Raw genomic sequence first — 18366 nt, 5'->3', positions numbered from 1 at the left:
CAGGGGATAGCAAACAAAAATTCTTTTCCCAATTTCGCCCCGAAACGGCCCAAAAACGCCGCTCAGCCGTCTATTTCCGCGGTGACCGTGATCTCCACGTCGAGCGGCGCCGGCAGTCGGGACACCTCCACGCAGGTCCTCGCCGGATACGGCTCGGAGAGGAACGACCGGTACGCCTCGTTGACCGCGTCGTAGTCGTCCATGTCGGTGAGGTAGACGGTCGCCGACACGATCGCGTCCGGCGTCGTGCCGGCCGCCTCCAGGATCGCGGCGACGTTCTCGAGCGTCTGCGTCGTCTGTTCGGCGGCCGACTCCGGCGCCTCGCCGGTGTCGGGGTCCACGCCCGTCTTCCCCGAGACGCGGACCGTGTCGCCCGAGATTATCCCCTGTGAGTACGGCCCGAGCGCCTCCGGCACGTCGTCGGTCGTGATCTCTCGCATGACCGGGGCGACGGCGCGCCGCGGCATCAAGCTGCGGGTCGCGAACGGGGCCGGACGGTCGAGGCCGTCCCCGTCCGCCGAAGCCCGCCGAGACCGCTTAGACCAACACCGCCCCGGCGAGCCCGAGGAAGACGAAGAAGCCGAGCACGTCGGTCGCCGTCGTGATGAAGATGGTCGCCGACGTCGCCGGGTCGTAGCCGAGTTTGTCGAGTAGCAGGGGCGTGAGCGCCCCGAAGAAGCCGGCGATGACGAGGTTCGCCACCATCGACACGCCGATCACGGCACCGAGCAGGACCCCGAACTCGCCGTACGAGAAGGCGGTCGCGATGACCGCGACCAAGGCCCCGGTGATGAGCCCGTTGGCGGCGCCGGCGATCGCCTCGTTCGCGACGACGCGCCTCCCGGTCGACAGCGACACCTGTCCGAGCGAGATGCCGCGAACGGTGACCGCCATCGACTGGGTGCCCGCGTTCCCGCCCATCCCGGCGACGACCGGCATGTACGCGGCGAGGATCGCGACCGCGGCGATCGTCGACTCGAACAGGCCGACCACGGCCGCGGCGAGGAACGCGGTGGCGAGGTTCAATATCAGCCACTTGTACCGCCGCCGGACCTTCTCGACCGGCCCGTCGAGCACGCTCTCCGCCTCGGTGACGCCCGTGAACTCGTACAGCGTCTCCCCGACGCTCCCCTCGAGGACCGAGAGGAGGTCGCTCGCGTAGATCACGCCGAGGACGTCGCCGTCGTCGTCGAGCACCGCGACGGTCCGCTCGCTGTTCTGGCGGAACACCGCCAACACCTCCTCGTCGTCCCGGTCGTAGCGGATCGACGGGGCCTCCTTGAGGTGGTCCGCTATCTGGTCGGTCTCCGGGCCCGCCACCGAGAGCGCGGCGCCGGGCAGCTCGCCCAGGAGCGCCTCGCCGTCGGTGACGAGAATCGTCGGGACCCGCCCCGTCCGGTCCTCGAAGCGGCGGACGCGCTCGGCCACCTCGTCGAACCGCCGGCTCCGGTCGACGGTGACGTAGTCGAGGTTCATCAGCCCGGCCGCGCTCTCGGGATCGAACGACAGCAGGAAGTCGATCTTCTCGCGCCGCTCGGCGTTGAGGGTCGCGAGCACCGCCTCGCGGGTCCCCTCGTCGGCGTACCCGAGCACGTCGGTCACCTCGTCCGGGTCGAGCCTGTCGGTGAACGCCTCCAGCGCCGACCGGCTCATGTCCGCGACGAGCGCCTCTCTGGCGGTCTCCGGGAGCGAGAAGAACACGTCTCGCCGCTCGTCTCGCGGCAGCTCCGCGAACGGTACCGCCGGCTCGGACGACATGGAGATGGTCTCTCCAGCCTCTCTCCCCTGAGTGGCCATACGCGCCACGGACGGGGCGTCGGATGATTTATCTTCTCCCGTCTCAGTCGTCGTCGGCCACGGCCGGTTTCCGCCGATCGTCGCGGGGACCTTCGAGGTCGACGTCGGGGAGCATGTCGCGGAGGTAGCGCCCGGTGTGCGAGTCGTCCACACGAGCTATCTCCTCGGGGGTGCCGCTGGCGACCAGCTCGCCGCCGCCGTCGCCGCCCTCGGGGCCGAGGTCGATCACGTGGTCGGCGTTCTTCACGAGGTCGAGCTCGTGTTCGATGACGACGACGGTGTTGCCGCCGTCGACGAGCCGGTGAAGCACGTCGATCAGCTTGCGCTCGTCGGCCTTGTGGAGCCCCGTCGTCGGCTCGTCGAGCAGGTACAGGGTGTCGCCGGTCGCGCGCTTCCCGAGCTCCTCGGCGAGCTTCACGCGCTGCGCCTCGCCGCCCGAGAGGGTCGTCGACGGCTGGCCGAGCTCCATGTAGCCGAGCCCGACGTCTCGCAGCAGCTTCAGTCGGCGGTTGAGCCCGCGGTGGCTCTCGAAGAACTCGTGGGCCTCCGCGACGCTCATGTCGAGCACGTCGGCGATCGTCTTCCCCTTGTACTCCACGTCGAGCGTCTCGTCGTTGTAGCGCGCGCCGCCGCACTCCTCGCAGGGGACGTACACGTCCGAGAGGAAGTTCATCTCGATCTTGACGGTCCCCTGCCCGCCGCACTCCTCGCAGCGACCGCCCTTCACGTTGAACGAGAAGCGGCCCTTCTCGTAGCCGCGGCGCTTCGACAGCTTCGTCTCCGCGAACAGCTCGCGGACGTGGTCGAACACGTCCGTGTACGTGGCGGGGTTCGAGCGCGGCGTCCGACCGATCGGCGACTGGTCGATGAGCCGGACCGTCTCGATTCCCTCTAGGCCCTCTATCGCGTCGTGCTCGCCGGGGTCGACCGAGGTGTTGTCGTTCATCTCCCGCGCGAGCCCCTTATACAGGATGTCGTTGACGAGCGTCGACTTCCCGGAGCCGGAGACGCCCGTCACCGTCGTCAGCGTTCCCAGCGGGATCGGCACGTCGAGGTCGTCGAGGTTGTGCTGTCGAGCGCCTCGCACCACGAGCTCGCCCTCCGGGTCGCGGCGCTCGTCGGGCACCGGGATCGACTCACGGCCGGCGAGGTAGTCGGCCGTCACCGACTCCTCGGCGTCGACCACCTCGTCGAAGGTGCCCTGCGCGACGATCTCGCCGCCGCGCTTGCCCGGCCCCGGCCCCATGTCGATGATCTCGTCGGCGCGCCGCATCGTCTCCTCGTCGTGTTCGACGACGAGGAGGGTGTTCCCCAGGTCGCGGAGCCCCTCCAAGGTGTTGAGCAGCCGGTCGTTGTCGCGCTGGTGGAGCCCGATCGACGGCTCGTCTAAGACGTACAACACGCCGACGAGCCCGGAGCCGACCTGCGTGGCGAGCCGGATGCGCTGGCTCTCGCCGCCGGAGAGCGTCGACGCCTCGCGGTCGAGCGTGAGGTACTCCAGCCCGACCTCCTCCATGAAGCCGAGCCGCGCGCGGATCTCCTTTAAGATCTCCTCGGCGATGGTCGTCTCGCGCTCGTTGAGCTCCGACTCCATCCCCTCGAAGTGGCGGCGCGCGTCGCCGATCGACAGCTCGTTGACCTCCGTGATCGACGTGCCGGCGACGAGGACGTGTCGCGACTGCTCTTTGAGCCGCGTCCCCTCGCACTCGGGGCAGGTCGTCACGGCCATGTACTCCTCGATGTGGTCGCGGGCGCGCTCGGAGTCGGTCTCCACGTGGCGTCGCTCCAGGTTCGGGATGACGCCCTCGAAGCGCTCGGTCTTCTCCCGGGTGCCGTTCTTCGTGGTCCACTCGAAGTGGACGAGGTCGTCGGTGCCGTAGAGGAACTGCCGCCGGATATCCTCGTCGAGCACCTCGAAGGGCGTGTCGAGGTCGACGCCGAAGTGGTCGGCGACGTTGTCGAGCTGGCGGGAGTAGTAGGTGCGGTCGTAGCTCCACGGCTCGAAGACGTGCTTGAGCGGCTTCGAGGGGTCCTCGACGACGAGCCCCTCGTCGACCTCCTTCGTCGACCCGATCCCCTCGCACTCGGGACAGGCGCCGTACGGGCTGTTGAAGGAGAACGACCGCGTCTCGAGCGCCGAGAACTGAACGTCGGAGTTGGGGTTGCCCAGCTCCTCGGAGAACTCGACGACGAGCCGGTCGTCGCCGTCGGCGTCGGCCGCGAGCGAGCCGGTCGAGCGCGCGTTCGAGGCGAACGGCACGTCCTCGGGCGGGTCTGGGACGATCAGCTTGAGGACGCCGTCGGCCTCCTCTAAGGCGGTCTCGACGGAGTCCGTGATCCGGGAGCGCGCCTCGGGCGACACCCGGACGCGGTCGACGATCACGTCGATCGTGTGGTCGTAGTTCTCGTCGAGGTCCGGGTCGTCGAGGGTCAGGTCGACGGAGTCGCCGTCCACCTCGACGCGGCTGTACCCGTCGCTCACGAGCCCCTCGAACAGCTCCTCGAAGGCGCCCTTCTGGTCGCGGACGATGGGGGCCGCGACCTTCGCGCGGGTGCCCTCCGGCAGGTCGAGGATCTGGTTCACCATGTCCTGTGCTGACTGCTCGCCGACCTCCTCGCCGGTGACGGGGTCGTACTGGGTCCCGATCCGGGCGTACAACAGCCGGAGGTAGTCGTGGAGCTCGGTGACGGTGCCGACCGTCGACCGGGGGTTGTTCGCGGCGTTCTTCTGGTCGATCGAGATCGCCGGCGAAAGCCCCTCGACGGACTCCACCTGCGGTTTGTCCATCTGCCCGAGGAAGTTGCGGGCGTACGCGGACAGCGACTCGATGTAGCGGCGCTGTCCCTCGGCGTAGACCGTGTCGAACGCGAGCGACGACTTCCCCGACCCGGAGAGCCCGGTGACGACGGTGAACTCCTCGCGCGGGATCCGGACGTCGAGGTCCGTGAGGTTGTGTTCCTCGGCGCCGCGGACCTCGATGTAGTCCTTGCTCATGGATCGAGGCTCACCGTAACGCGTACTTGGTTCGTCGGACGGAGCCGGTTCATCGATATCCAAATCACGCGCCGAAGGCACTTAACGAACACACTTCCGCTCACCACCGCTCGCCGGGTCAGGCCTCGATCGCGCCGAGGGCCCCACTCGATCCGGCGGCTCCGCTCGAGGACGCTCAGCCGTCACCGCCCTCCGTCGGCCGCTGCCTGCGGCCGCCCGTCCGTCCGGGTCGCCGCTCCGTCCGCCGTTTCGAACGCCGCCACCTCGCCGCTCAGATCGTTGGCCAGCTCTGAGAGCCCCCGGATCGTTTCCGTCGTCTCCGCGAGCGACGACGCCTGCTCTTCGGTCGCCGCGGACACGTTGCTCGACTCCGCCGCGGTCTGTTCGCTCACGCCGGCCACCTCGTCCACCACCGAGACGACCTCTTCCGTCGAGGCGGCTTGGTCGTCGGTCGCGTCGCTGATCTCCCGGATGCCGCTCTCGGCCTCCTGTACCGCGTCCGCGATCTCGTCGAACGTCTCGATCGCGCGCTCGATCGTCTCCGAACCGCGCTCGACGCGATCGCTCATCAGATCCATTCCGGCGACCGTCTCCGCGGTGCTCGACTGGGCGTTCTCGATGTGTTCCTCGACCGCCGCAGTGGCCTCCGACGCCTCCTCCGCGAGCGACTTGACCTCGGAGGCGACGACGCCGAACCCCTGCCCGGCCTCCCCCGCACGCGCCGCCTCGATCGAGGCGTTGAGCGCGAGAATGTTCGTCTTCTCGGCGATCCCGGAGATCATCTCCACGATCTCGCCGATCTCGTTCATGTCCGCTTCGAGCGCCGCGACCTGCGCGGCCGCCTCGTCCGCCCGTTCCTCGATCGAGTCGATCTCCCCGGTCGCCGCCGCGGCGTACTCGCGCCCGTCGTTCCCCCGTTCGACCGCGGTCTCCGCGGTCGCAGCCACCTGATCGGCCGACGACGCGATCTCCTCGACCGTGGCCGACATGTCGTTCATCTCGCTGGCGACCTCGTGGAGGTTCTCGCTCTGCGTGTCCGCGCCGTGGGAGATCTCTTCGACGGACCTAGCGACCTCTTCGCTCGCCGCTTTCACCTCTTCCGTGTTCTGTGCGACAACTTCGCTCGACGTGTCGACGCTCTCTACGATCGCTTTGACGCTGCCGACGCTGTCGCCGAGGCGGTCGATCCCGTCTTCCAAGTCGGCGAGTACCTCTCCGTACGCCCCCGGGTAGTCGGTGTCGACGTCCTGCGCGAGCTTTCCCCGCTTCAGCCCGTCGCTCGCGGTCGATATCTGCGCGAAGCTGTCAGATAGCTGCTCCGCCCCCACCGAGAGGTCATCGAGCACGGCGCCGTACTGTCCCGGCCGGTCCGTGTCGACATCGCCGGAGAGCACGCCCCGCTGGAGATCGCCGCTGACGTCTTTGATCTCACCGAAACTCGCCGCGAGCTCGTTAGCGCCGGTCTCGAGGTCCCGTATGGTCTCGCCGTACCGCCCCGGGTACTCGGCCTCGAACTCCCAGTCGAGCCGCCCCCGCTTGAGCCCCTCACTCGCGGTCCCGATCTGGGAGAACACCCCGCGGAGGTTGCCACGCATCTCGGTGTACGCGTCGACCATCCGACCGAGTTCGTCGCTCTCGACGTGCGGGTCCACCTCCCTCTCGAGGTCGCCGTCGCTGATCGCGGCGAGCCCCTCGGAGAGCTGCGCGATCGGCGGCGTGATTCGCCCGGCGACGAACAGCCCGATCGCGATCGCCGCGACGAACGCTCCGGCGGTCAATCCAACTACCTCCAGCTGCGCGGTCTGCGCCGTGGCGTCGGCGGCGGCGACGGACGCTTCCTTGTCCTCGATGGCCGCCCGTTCGAGCGCGGTGGCTGAGTCTTTGGCACCGGCGACGATCCCGTCCAGCTCGTCGCTCTTCTCCCGCGCGCGAACCATCTCACCGGCCTCCGCGGCCGCGAACAGCTCTCCAGCGACCGCGGCGTACTCCTCGTGTTGCGCCTGTAACTCCCGGAACTCCGCCTGCTCTTGCCCGCTCAGCTCCTGTCGTTGTAACGCCGCCGAATACTCGTCGAACCGCTCCCCGGCGGCCTCGAACGCCGCTCGTTCACCCTCCTCTCCGAGGAGGGCGGCGTGGACGGCGACTTGCTGTTCCTCGATGGCGACGAGCATGTTCAGCGAGGCATCGATCTTGTCGCCGTCCCCGGAGATGACGTGCGCCTCTTCGTCGACGTCGCCGACGGCTTGGTACCCGACGGCACCGGTGACGCCGACCAGCAGCGCCACGAGGACGAAGGCGATGATGAGCTTCGGTCGAAGGTCCAACCGGTCGATCGCGATCTTTTTAAGCATAGCTAAAGCTGGCTAACACCCCAGTAAGTAGTTATCTGCCAGAATATCGGGTGTGATAAACACACCCACACGCGTGTCACGAGCCGGACGGCTACTCCCCGATGAACTCCGTCGGCGGCGAGAGGTCCCGTCGGCCCCCGAAGGTGACGAGGAAGAGGACGCCGACGCCGACGCCGTACGCCGCCATCAGCGGGATCGTCGCGAGGAACATCGTGATCACGTCGGCGGGGGTGAACACGGCCGCGGCCAGCAGGATCCCGATCGTCACCTCGCGCCAGCGGTTGCGGAACACGCGGTACGGGACGCCGGCGTTGTTCAGCAGCACCATCGCGATCGGGATGTCCGCGAGGAACCCGATCCCGATCGTCGTGTAGATGACGAGCCAGAGGAAGTCGCTCACTTGGTAGGTGATGATCATGTCCGCCAGGCGCGCGTCGGTGACGAGCCAGCCGATGAGCCCGGGCGCGATGTACGCGTACCCCAACGCGAAGCCGCCGATCATCCCCGCGCCGAGCGCGCCCGCCCACAGGTACACCTGGTAGACGCGACCCTTGACGAAGCCGCGCTCGCGGAGCGCGGGCCACGCGTAGTAGAGGACCACCGGGAACGCGGCGAAGATCCCGAGCATCACCGAGAACTTCACCATGAAGATCAGCGCCTCGACCGGGTGGAGCGTGATGATGTTGATCCCGCCCTCGATCTCCGCCGGCACGCGCCGTTCGAGGTCGCCGCGGACCGTGCCGAGTCCGCCGAGGTACAGCCACGTGAACGCGGCCGCCATCACGACGCCGAAGACGGCGACGATCCGGAACGACCGGGTGCGCAGCGAGTCGAAGATGAACTTGAGGTCCTTGTAGTAGCCGCCGATGTCGTCTTCGGCGGCCTCCTCCTCTCCGTCGGTGAGCTCGGCGAGGAACGTCGAACTCGCCCGCGAGGTCCGGTTCTGGACGGAGCCGACGAGCCCGTCCTCGCCGGCCTCGTCCGCGCCCTCGGCGCCGCCGCCGTCGCCGTCGCCGCCGTTCCCGTCGTCGGCCTCGTCGAACCGGTCGAGGATCGCCTGCGCCTTCTCCGGGTCGTCCTCGTCCATCGCGGCCTGCGCGAGCGCGAGCGACTCCGCCTCCTCCATCTCGGCGAACGCGTCCTCGGGGGCCGCTCGCACGCCCGCGGCGTCGAGTTCGCTCACGTCGATGGCGGTCGGGTCGCCGTACTGGTAGCCGGCGCTCGCGGTGTCGAGGTCGGTGTACACCGCCCACAGCGTCGCGACGGCGGCGAAGGCGAACGCCCACAGGCCGGCGTAGATGGCCGCCGCGGTCGCGGGGTCGACGCCGAGGCCCGCGCCGGGTTCGAGGAACCGCCAGCTACTGTTTGCCAGCCGGAGGAGGTCGTTGAAGCCGGTCCGGCCGCCGTACTCGTAGAAGCCGTACACGAGCGCGCCGCCGAGGACGGTCGCGCCCCCGACGACGTTCCAGTGGTTCCGGATCGCCCCAAGCACGTCGATCCGGTCGGAGCTCCGCTTGGCCGTGACGACGAGCTTCGCGAGGTAGAGGCTGAAGCCGTACAGCGCGACCAGCGGAAACGCCCACAGTAGCTGGGTGAACGGGTCCGGCGGGGAGAACACGGCGCCGAAGACGAAGATGGCAACGACCGCGTAGCGCCAGTTGTCGCGGAACGTCTCGTACGGCACGATCTCGCTGTAGGAGAGCCCGGTGATGAGCAGCGGCATCTGGCCGGCGAGCCCGAACGACAGCGAGAGGAAGACGATGAACTCCGTCCACATCACGATCCCGTAGGTGGGCTGGATGCCGGCCTCCAGCCCGAACTCGGCGAGGAAGCCGAACATCAGCGGGAAGAAGGCGAAGACGCCGTAGGAGACGCCGGCGGTGAACAGCCCGACGCCGAGCAGTCCGATCCCGGCGAGCTTCCAGATCGCGACCGGCGACCGCGGCCACATGCCGCGCCGCCGCAGTTCGTCGCGGGTGACGTAGATCAGCGGCGGGATCGCGGTGATCGCGCCCACGATGAGTCCGATCTTCGCTTGGAGGAGGATCACTTCGAACGGGGTCGTCGCGATGACGTCCGCCTCCGCGGCGACCGCGGCGCTCATGTTCGACTCCGTGACCGCCCTGAGCCGGTCCCAAATAAAGACGCGGAGCGCCCAGAACGTCGCGAGGAAGCCGAGGAGGAAGACGACGAACACCTTCTGGAGGTCCTTCTGGATCGACCGCAGGAAGGCCTTCGCCGTCTCTTGGCCCTCCGCGATCGACCGTTGGGTGTCTTCGTCGAGGGCGCTCGCCATACGGAGGGGGAGGGCCGTCGCCGTTATCAACCTTTTCGACCGCGGCCAACCGCCTGACGCGGCCATCCGAAAAGGTTGATAACCGCCCGGTCGCGTACGACAACTGAATGGACGACTCGGACCGGTCGCACGACGATGACTCGGCCGCCGCCGACGGGTCGACCGACGAGGTCGCTCCCGACGGCGACGACGCCGAGGAGCAGTCGCCGGACGCGGACGCGACCGACCCCGAAACCCGGGACGAGGACGGGCCGGACGGCGACTCCGTCGAGTCCGAGGTGACCTCGGAGGTCACTCCCGAGGTCGGGGTCGACGAGGACGAGTCGGTGAGCGACGACCCCCTCGAGCCGGACGAGGTCGTCGAGGCGGAGGACGCGGCCCCGGCCGAGTCGGTCGGCGACGACGACGCGGACGAAGACGACGGTCCGAACGCCGACGAGTTCGCGGACGGCGACGAGTTCGCGGGCGCCGACGACGGCGCCGAGGTCGCCGCCCAGAACGAGGCCGCGACCGAGAGCCTCGGCGACGGCGGGGCGCCGGCGACGACGACGGATACGGCGGAGGCCGCGACCGTCGAGGACGACGCGCCCTTCGGCGACATCGAGGGGCCGGAAACGGACGAGGAGATGCCGCTTGCCGCCCACATCGAGGAGATGATGCGGCGGCTCGCGGTCGTCTTCCTCATCGGCGGACTGGCCACGCTCGTCGTCGTCACCGAGTCGACGGAGCTTATCAACTACTTCTGGAGCTACCACATCCCCGCGCCGCTGGAGAACCGGCCCCGGCTGTACGGGCCGCTCGAACTCCCGCTCACCCGGCTGAAGGTGGCCGGCCTCGCCGGCGTCGTGGTCGGACTCCCGGCGTTCGTCTACGAGACGTACCGGTTCATGCGGCCGGGACTCTACCAGACGGAACGCCGCTACTACCTCGCCGCGGTGCCGACGAGCCTCGTGTTAGGCGGGATCGGCATCGCGTTCGCGCACTTCCTCGTGTTGCCCGCGATCTTCTCGTATTTCACCACCTACACCGCCGACGCGGCGACGATCGCCTTTGGACTCGCGGAGACGTTCAACCTGATCGTCATCATGCTGTCGTTCATGGCGATCGTCTTCCAGATCCCGCTTTTCATCATGCTCGCCATCATGATGAACCTCGTCACCCGGCAGTGGCTGGAGGCGAAGCGGCTGATCTTCTGGGGGTCGTTCCTCGGGATCGCGTTCCTCTTTAGCCCCGACCCGACCGGGATGGCGCCGATCATCGTGACGCTGACGATGATCGCGCTCTTCGAGGGGACGCTCGCGATACTCCGGTGGACCGGGAACTAAGGCCCCTCCGCGGCCGGGGTTGTTAACTATTGACGTGGGTCATGTTGTGTGGTGACACATGTCGTCAAAATTTTATATTCTTGTGAACGGTCCCTCCCGGTATGATGATCAGTACTACGAAAGAATCGTATTCGTTTAGTCGGGAATCCAGCCATTTTCACGAGAATATACGCATCTACGACGAGAATATCTTCCGACCGTGATGTTCGAGTTCGTCTCTCTGGTCGGCGTCGCCCTCGCGGTACTCGCCGCCGCCCTTCTGGCCGTCCAAAACATTCTGATTCGGGTCGCCACCGACGGCGGTGACGTCGGTGATGCCGTCGTCGTCATGATGGGCGTCAACCTCCTGCTGGTCGTCCCGCTGGCCGTCGCTCGCCACCATCCGGAATACGGGCTCTCACGGGTCGCGGTCGGCGCGTTCGCCGCGGCGGGGATCGCCGGTCTCGTCCTCGGACGCCTCTGTGCGTTCGCCGGGATCGAGGCGATCGGCGCGAGCCGAACGACCCCGATCGTCTCGGCCTCGACGCTGGTCGCCGCCGTCCTGGCCGTGCTGCTGTTCAGCGAATCGCTCACGCTACCCCACGTCGCTGGGATCGCGTTCATCGTCGTCGGGATCGCGGTCATCTCGCGGGTGACCGCCGCCGACTCGCACTCGCCCGCCTCGCCGCGCAACGCGGGGTCATCGCTGCTGTTTCCGATCGCCGCCGCGGGGTTCACCGGCGTCGAACCGATACTCGTTCGGATCGGGCTCGACGCCGGGACGCCGATCCTCGTCGGACTCGCGGTGATGATGACCGCGGCGTTCGTCGGTTACGCCGGATACCGCCGCCTCCGCCGAACCCCGCTCCCGTCGATCGTCCGGAACCCGCACGCGCGGTGGTACGTCGGCGCCGGGGTGGCGAGCACGGTCGGACTCCTCGCGTACTTCGGCGCGCTCGCGTCCGCACCGGTGGTGATCGTGATCCCGATCACGCACACCGCGCCGCTGATCGTTATCGCCCTCTCGGCCCTGTTTCTCCCCCGCCGTCTCGAGCGGGTCACGTGGCCGCTGATCGCGGCCGCTTCGCTCGTGGTCCTGGGCGCGTCGCTCGTCACGCTCTCCGGATAGGTGTCCGCCTCGCGCTCCCAGCGTCTCGGACCGCGCTCCGACCGATCCCTCGGTCGCGACCGCGGTCCGGCCGACCGCCGTTTTCGCCTCACTCCCCGCCGAGCAGCTCGACGAGGAGCGCGTTCTGCGCGTGCATCCGGTTTTCCGCCTGGTCCCAGACGAGGGCGCGGTCGGACTCGAGCACGTCGTCGGTGATCTCCTCGCCGCGGTGCGCGGGCAGGCAGTGCATCACCCGCGCGTCGGTGCCGGCGAGCAGGTCGCCGTTCACCTGAAACCCGTCGAACGCGGTGAGCTTCTCGTCGCGTTCGTCCTCTTGGCCCATCGAAATCCACACGTCGGTGTAGACGACGTCGGCGCCGTCGACCACCGCTTCGGGGTCGGTCGTCGGCTCCACGTCCGCGCCGAACGCCGCGGCGCGCTCGAAGACGTCCGGGTCCATCCCGTACTCCGCCGGGGTGGCGACCCGCACGTCGACCCCGGCCATCGCCGCGCCGACGACGAACGACTGTCCGACGTTGTTGCCGTCGCCGACCCACGCGACCGTGGCGTCCTCGCCGACCGTCTCCCGAATCGTGAGGAGGTCGGCGAGCGTCTGGCAGGGGTGTGCCTCGTCGGTGAGCCCGTTGATCACGGGGCAGTCGGCGTGTTCGGCGAGCGTCTCGGCGTCCCCGTGGTCGAAGAGCCGCGCCATCACGCCGTCGACGTACCGACCCAGCACGCGCGCGGTGTCGCGCAGCGGCTCCCCGTGGCCGAGTTGGATGTCGTCGGGCCCGAGGAACATCGCGTGGCCGCCGAGCCGCGTCATTCCCGTCTCGAAGGAGACGCGCGTCCGCGTCGACGGCTTCTCGAAGATCATCCCGAGCGTGGCGTCCGCCAGTCGCGGGTCCGTCTCGCCCGCCTTCATCGCGGCGGCGCGGTCGAGCAGGGCGTCCAGTTCGGCGGGCGTCACGTCGTCGATGTCGAGGAAGTCGTCGGTAGCGAGTGGCATCGTTCGGTAGTGTCGTATGAGGGTGGTGTACTTCGAAGTCGGTTCGCGGCCGGCGACCGGGGTTACAGTCGCTCGCGACAGACCGCCGTCAACACGCTCACGGCGCGGTCGAGGTCCGGGAGCGGGAGCCGCTCGTCGGGCGCGTGGTCGAGGTCGGAGTTCCCGGGGCCGTAGGTGACCATCGGGCAGTCCCACGCGGCCGCGTAGAGGTTCATGTCGCTCGTGCCGGTCTTCCGCAGCAGGCGAACGTCGCCGTCGACCGACCGGATCGCGACGCGGAACGCCCGGGCCAGGCCGGTCCGCGGGCTCTCCATCACGGGGGGCATCGGGTCGCCCCAGTGGACCGAGCCGGTCGACAGCTCCGCCTCCGCCAACTCGTGTATCTCGTCGACCGGGCGCGAGGGCGGGATCCGGAGTTGAACGTCCATCGTCGCCTCCACGGCGAGGCCGTCGTCGCTCAGGCCGCCGTCGACCGAGATGGGCTTGGTCGTCACCTGATCGAACACGGCGGTCTCCGAGTCGTCGGGCGTGAACGTCTCCTCGACGCCGTGCCACCAGTCGATCGCGTGCTGGATCGCGTTCGGCTCCGGCCGCGAGGAGTGGCCCGACTCGCTCGTGTTCACGTAGGTTCCCTCCAGCAGGCCGCGGTAGCCGAGCGTGATACCCTGCCAGCCCGACGGCTCGCCGTTGACCACCGCCTCGGGGGCGTCGCGGTCGCCGATGAGGTGGCGCGCGCCGCCGGAGTCGACCTCCTCGCGGACGACCCCCGCGAACGAAACCCCCGTCTTCACCGCCGCGACCGCCATCGCGACCAGCGGTCCCGTCGCGTCGACCGACCCGCGACCCCACAACACCGGGTCGCCGGGCTCGCCGACGGGGACGTCCGAGGGCTCCGGCAGTTCCCCCTCGGGCGGCGCCGGCCGTACCTCGACCGGAATGTCGCCCGGCACGGTGTCGATATGCGAGGTGAGGAGGACGGCGTCGTTCGCCGGCGCGCGGACGTTCCCGACCTCGTCGATCCACGCCTCGCGCCCGTTCGCCTCGAAGAAGTCGACGAGCCGCTCGGCGGCTCGCTCCTCCTCGCGCGAGGGCGACGGGATCGATACCATGTCGTACAGCAGCCGGCGGGCCGCGGTGTCGCAGGCCGCGGGGTAGCCACCGCCGGCGACGACGTCGGCGCCGTCGCCGGACGCCGCCTCGGCCTCCCGCTCCGTGCCGGCCGCCATCAGCCGATCACCTCTTCGATCGCGTCCACGACGGCGTCGGCGTGCTCGCGTTCGACGGTCAGCGGCGGCAGCAGCCGCAGCACGGTCCGGCCCGCGGGCAGCGCGAGGATCCGATGGTCGATGGCGAGGTCCCGCAGTAGCCGGTTCGACCCCCGGCGCACCTCGATACCGACCATCAGCCCGTCGCCGCGGACGTCGCGGACGTCGTCGCCGAGGCGGTCGCGCAGTTCGCCGCGGAGGTACGAGCCGATCTCTTCGGCGTGTGCGGGCAGGTCCTCGCGCTCGATCACGTCGAGGGTGGCGCCCGCCGCGGCCGACACCACGGGGCCGCCGGAGAACGTCGACCCGTGATCGCCGGCGTCGGCGGCGATCCAGTCGCGACACAGCGTCGCGCCGATCGGGAGCCCGCTGCCGAGCCCCTTCGCGGTCGTCAGGATGTCCGGAACCACGTCGTGACGGTCGGCCGCCCACAGCGAGCCGGTGCGGCCGAGTCCGGTCTGGATCTCGTCGAGGATCATCGCCGCGCCGCTCGTCGCGGTCGCGACCCGGACGGCCTGGAGGTACTCGGTCGAGACGGGGTTGATCCCGCCCTCGCCCTGAAGCGGCTCCAGGATGACGGCGGCGGTCTCCTCGTCGACCGCCTCGCGCATCGCCGCCGCGTCGCCGTACTCGACGAACTCCACGCCGCCCGCGAGGGGGCCGAACCCCTCCTTGTACTTGTCTTTCCAGGTGGTCGCGAGCGTTCCCATGGTCCGCCCGTGGAACCCCTGCGTGGTGGCGACGATCTTCTGCCGGCCCGTCGCGTGCCGTGCGAACTTCAGCGCGGCCTCGTTCGCCTCCGTCCCGGAGTTACAGAGCCAGACGTTGTCGACGTCGACCGGGGCGACCTCGGCGAGCCGCTCGTACAGCGCCGTCCGCGCCGCGTGCGGGTACGACGCCTGGACGTACATGAGCTCCTCCAGCTGGCTCGTCGCCGCGTCGACGACCTCGGGGTGGCAGTGCCCCACCGGCGTACAGGCGTAACTGGCGCCGAAATCGAGGTACTCGGTGCCGTCGGTCGCGGTGAGGTAGACGCCGTCGCCGGACGCCATCTCGATCGGCTTCTCGGAGAAGACGAAGCCGCTCACGCGTCGATCCCCTCCGTTTCGTCCGCGTCGCCGGTCTCGTCACCGGCGGCGTCGTCAGCCAGCGCGGACCGTTCGATCGTCGTCCCCTCGCCGCCGAGCGCGGCGACGACCGGATCGCGGACGTTGGCGTCCGCGATCACGACGCGGTCGGAGCCGCCCGACAGCGCCTCCGTCGCGGCCATCACCTTCTTGCCCATGAACCCCTCGGCGGCGTCCTCTAAGGCCGCCAGCTCGTCGGGGGTCACGGCCGCGTCGACGCGCGTGTCGGGGTCGTCCGCGTCGGCGTACACGCCCGACACGTCGGTCAGGAGGACGAGATCGGCGCCGAGCGCGCCCGCGACCGCCGCGGCCGCCCGGTCGGCGTCCGCGTTCACGGGCGTCACCTCGCCGTCGCCCTCTTCGCCCGCCATCGGCGGGGAGACGACCGGCGTGTAGCCGTCCGCGAGCAGCCCGGAGAGGAGGTCGGCGTTCACCGACTCGATCCGTCCGGAGTGGTCGCCGCGCCGGATCTTCTTCTTGCCGTCCTCGACGACGCGGACGGCCGACTTGCGAGGCCCGGCGAGGAGCCCGCCGTCGACGCCGCTCAGCCCGACCGCGTCGACCCCGGCCGACCGGAACTGTGCCGTCAGTTCGGTGTTGAGTTTCCCAGCCATCGCCATCGTGAACGCCTCCATCGTCTCCGCGTCGGTGAACCGCCCCGTGACGCCCGAGGCCGACTCGACGTACTCCGGTTCGATCCCGAGCCGTTCGAGCGTCTCGTCGACGACCGTCGAGCCGCCGTGGACGACGACGACCTCGCGCCCATTGGCGGCGAGGTGGGCCACGTCGCCGACCGCGCCGGCCGGGTCGACGGCCTTCGCGCCGCCGACCTTGACGACGACCGGCGGCCCGTCGTCGTTCCCGGTTTCGCCGCCGCTCATGGCGATCCCACCGGGTGGAGCCCCTGGAACTCGAGGCCGGCGGTCTCGGGCAGCCCCAAGGCGACGTTCGCCGCGTGGACCGCCTGCCCCGCCGACCCCTTCGTCATGTTGTCTATCGCCGAGAAGACGACGACGCGCCGGTTCCCGGGGTCGAGTTCGAAGCCGACCTCGCCGTGGTTCGTCCCCGCGACCGCCTTCGGCTCGGGGTAGCGGTAGACGCCGCCGCCGCCCGAGACGAGACGCATGAACGGCTCGTCGGCGTACGCGTCGCGGTACGCGCCCCACAGGTCCCCCTTCGAGAGCGGCTCGCCGGGGAAGACGTGACAGGTCGCGCTCGCGCCGCGGACCATCTCGACCGCGTGGACGGTGAACGAGACGGACAGGTCGAGGTACGCCTCTATCTCCGCCTCGTGGCGGTGGCCGGTGGGCGCGTACGGGCGCACGACGCCCGAGCGCTCCGGGTGCGAGGAGGCCGCGCCGCCGCCGGCGCCGCCCTCCGAGGAGCCGACCTTCACGTCGACGACGACTTCCCCGGTATCCGGACCGAGCGCGCCCGCGTCGACCAGCGGCTTCAGGCCGAGGATCGTCGCGGTCGCGTTACAGCCGCCGCCGGCGATCAGGTCGGCGCCGGGGAGGTTCTCGCGGTTCAGCTCCGGGAGCGCGTACTCGGCGCGCTCCAAGTACTCCGGCGACTCGTGGCCGTCGTACCACTCGTCGTACAGCTCCGCTGCGGGGAGCCGGAAGTCGGCCGAGAGGTCGACGACCGTATCTGCGGCCTCGAAGAACTCGTCGATCCGCCCCATCGAGACGCCGTGGGGCGTCGCCGCGAACAGCACGTCGACCGACGCCAGGTCGTCGGGGTCGGAGAACCGCAGGTCGAGGTCGCGCAGGTTCGGGTGCGACCGCCCGACGGTCATGTTGTCCGCCGACCGCGAGGTCGCTTGGACGACCTCGAAGTCGGGGTGGCCGGCGAGGATCCGCAACAGCTCGCCGCCGGTGAACCCGGTGCCGCCGACGACGCTCGCGGTGTAGCTCTCGTCGGTCACGCGTCCACCTCCTCGCTCCCCGCTCCGGCGATGTCGCCGTCGGCCAGCTCGACCGCCTTCGACTCCAGCCAGTCGACTACTCTCGCCGGCACGTCGACCTCGGTGGCCGCGTCGAGCGCCTTGAACTCGACGGTGTGGTTCACCTCGTGAACGGTGTAGTCGTCGGCCGTGCCGTCGCCGTCCGCGTCGACGCCCACCTCCATCAGGTCGACGCCGAGCATGCCGCCGCCGACAGCGTCGGAGGCCTTCTCGACCAGTTCGGTCGCGCGCTCGTCGAGGTCGAACGACTTCGTCTCGCCGCCCTTCGCGGCGTTCGTGAGCCAGTGTTCCGACGAGCGGGTCATCGCGGCGACCGGCTCGCCGTCGACCGCCAGCACGCGGATGTCGCGGCCGGGCTTGTCGACGAACTCCTGGACGTAGAACACCTTGTGCTCGTAGTGGCCGAGCGTCTCCTTGTGCTCTAAGATCGCCTCGGCGGCGTTGCGCGAGTCGATCTTGGCCATCAGGCGCCCCCACGAGCCGGTGACCGGCTTGAGGACGCAGGGGTAGCCGAACGACTCGATCGCTTCGAGCGCCGCCTCCGTCGTGAACGCCACCTCCGTCGCGGGCGTCGGCACGTCGGCCTCGGCGAGCGCGAGCGAGTTCTTCGCCTTGTCGGCGCAGACGTCGCCCGTCTCGGGGCCGTTCACCACGGGAACCCCGTAGCTGTCGAGAAACCGGGTCGCGTACAGCGAGCGGCTCGTCGACAGGCAGCGGTCGACGACGATGTCGAGGTCGTCGACGGCCGCGGTCGTGGACTCGAGCCCGAACCGCTCCTTGCGGACGTCGATCTTCTCGATCTCGTGTCCGCGCTCGCGGAGCTCGCCAAGCAGCAGCTTCTCGTCTTTCCGGATTCGCGAGTAGAGGACGCCTACGCGCATGTGAACCACTCGATCGTCGCGGACGCGGCGCTCGTCGCCATCTACTCGCCCCAGTCCTCCTCGAGTTCGGGCGCCTCTTCCAAGACGACCGGATCGAGGGAGATCACTTCGAGTTCGGTCCCGGTGACCGGGCTGTCGATGATCTCGCCGACCTCGACGTCGGCCGGGAGTTCGATTTCCTCGCCCGTGATCGGGTCCTCCGCCACCAGCGTGTCGGTGTCGCTCGTCATCGTACCTGCTCCTCGGCGGCGAAAACGCATAAAGGTT

The 18366-nt window shown here is 69.4% G+C and carries 14 protein-coding genes; 2 read left to right on the top strand and 12 right to left on the bottom strand.

Annotated elements, in window-relative coordinates; translation table 11 throughout:
* Positions 1 to 62: 62 nt before the first annotated feature.
* From ABDZ89_RS09100 to tatC (ABDZ89_RS09080), 5 genes are all read right to left on the bottom strand, one after another.
* Positions 63 to 440, bottom strand: coding sequence for a RidA family protein (locus tag ABDZ89_RS09100; protein ID WP_343778429.1), 378 nt, complete (start codon positions 438 to 440; stop codon positions 63 to 65).
* A gap of 97 nt (positions 441 to 537) precedes the next feature.
* Complete coding sequence (locus tag ABDZ89_RS09095) at positions 538 to 1797, bottom strand: magnesium transporter (RefSeq protein ID WP_343778428.1); 1260 nt, start codon at positions 1795 to 1797, stop codon at positions 538 to 540.
* Between the two features lie 43 nt (positions 1798 to 1840).
* Positions 1841 to 4792 carry an excinuclease ABC subunit UvrA gene (gene uvrA, locus ABDZ89_RS09090; RefSeq protein WP_343778426.1) on the bottom strand — a complete coding sequence of 984 codons (2952 nt, stop codon included), beginning with the start codon at positions 4790 to 4792 and terminating at the stop codon, positions 1841 to 1843.
* Positions 4793 to 4974: 182 nt separating this feature from the next.
* A complete protein-coding gene (locus ABDZ89_RS09085; protein WP_343778424.1) occupies positions 4975 to 7143 on the bottom strand; it encodes a methyl-accepting chemotaxis protein in 2169 nt (722 codons plus the stop codon).
* A gap of 91 nt (positions 7144 to 7234) precedes the next feature.
* Complete coding sequence (tatC, locus tag ABDZ89_RS09080; protein WP_343778422.1) at positions 7235 to 9439, bottom strand: twin-arginine translocase subunit TatC; 2205 nt, start codon at positions 9437 to 9439, stop codon at positions 7235 to 7237.
* A gap of 107 nt (positions 9440 to 9546) precedes the next feature.
* Between tatC (ABDZ89_RS09080) and tatC (ABDZ89_RS09075) the strand changes: the two genes are divergently transcribed.
* On the top strand, positions 9547 to 10764 hold the full coding sequence (gene tatC / locus ABDZ89_RS09075; protein ID WP_343778421.1) for a twin-arginine translocase subunit TatC: 1218 nt from the start codon (positions 9547 to 9549) through the stop codon (positions 10762 to 10764).
* Between the two features lie 202 nt (positions 10765 to 10966).
* Positions 10967 to 11872, top strand: coding sequence for a DMT family transporter (locus ABDZ89_RS09070; RefSeq protein WP_343778420.1), 906 nt, complete (start codon positions 10967 to 10969; stop codon positions 11870 to 11872).
* Between the two features lie 88 nt (positions 11873 to 11960).
* Here the strand turns inward: ABDZ89_RS09070 and argF are convergent, their stop codons facing one another.
* From argF to lysW, 7 genes are all read right to left on the bottom strand, one after another.
* Complete coding sequence (gene argF, locus ABDZ89_RS09065; protein WP_343778419.1) at positions 11961 to 12860, bottom strand: ornithine carbamoyltransferase; 900 nt, start codon at positions 12858 to 12860, stop codon at positions 11961 to 11963.
* Positions 12861 to 12922: 62 nt separating this feature from the next.
* Positions 12923 to 14086, bottom strand: a complete 1164-nt coding sequence (locus ABDZ89_RS09060) for a [LysW]-lysine hydrolase (protein WP_343778418.1) — start codon at positions 14084 to 14086, stop codon at positions 12923 to 12925.
* A complete protein-coding gene (locus ABDZ89_RS09055; protein WP_343778416.1) occupies positions 14086 to 15213 on the bottom strand; it encodes an aspartate aminotransferase family protein in 1128 nt (375 codons plus the stop codon). The genes ABDZ89_RS09060 and ABDZ89_RS09055 overlap by 1 nt, the downstream gene beginning before the upstream one ends.
* On the bottom strand, positions 15210 to 16133 hold the full coding sequence (locus ABDZ89_RS09050) for an acetylglutamate/acetylaminoadipate kinase (RefSeq protein WP_343778414.1): 924 nt from the start codon (positions 16131 to 16133) through the stop codon (positions 15210 to 15212). The genes ABDZ89_RS09055 and ABDZ89_RS09050 overlap by 4 nt, the downstream gene beginning before the upstream one ends.
* Positions 16130 to 17179, bottom strand: a complete 1050-nt coding sequence (argC, locus tag ABDZ89_RS09045; RefSeq protein ID WP_343778412.1) for an N-acetyl-gamma-glutamyl-phosphate reductase — start codon at positions 17177 to 17179, stop codon at positions 16130 to 16132. The genes ABDZ89_RS09050 and argC overlap by 4 nt, the downstream gene beginning before the upstream one ends.
* Positions 17176 to 18099: a lysine biosynthesis protein LysX gene (lysX, locus tag ABDZ89_RS09040; protein ID WP_343778410.1), complete on the bottom strand. Its 924-nt coding sequence runs from the start codon at positions 18097 to 18099 to the stop codon at positions 17176 to 17178. The genes argC and lysX overlap by 4 nt, the downstream gene beginning before the upstream one ends.
* 41 nt (positions 18100 to 18140) lie before the next feature.
* Positions 18141 to 18329 carry a lysine biosynthesis protein LysW gene (lysW, locus tag ABDZ89_RS09035; protein WP_048077712.1) on the bottom strand — a complete coding sequence of 63 codons (189 nt, stop codon included), beginning with the start codon at positions 18327 to 18329 and terminating at the stop codon, positions 18141 to 18143.
* Positions 18330 to 18366: the final 37 nt, after the last annotated feature.

Source organism: Halorubrum ejinorense, from assembly GCF_039522565.1.
Taxonomy (GTDB): domain Archaea; phylum Halobacteriota; class Halobacteria; order Halobacteriales; family Haloferacaceae; genus Halorubrum; species Halorubrum ejinorense.
This window is presented reverse-complemented; position numbering and strand designations above follow the sequence as displayed.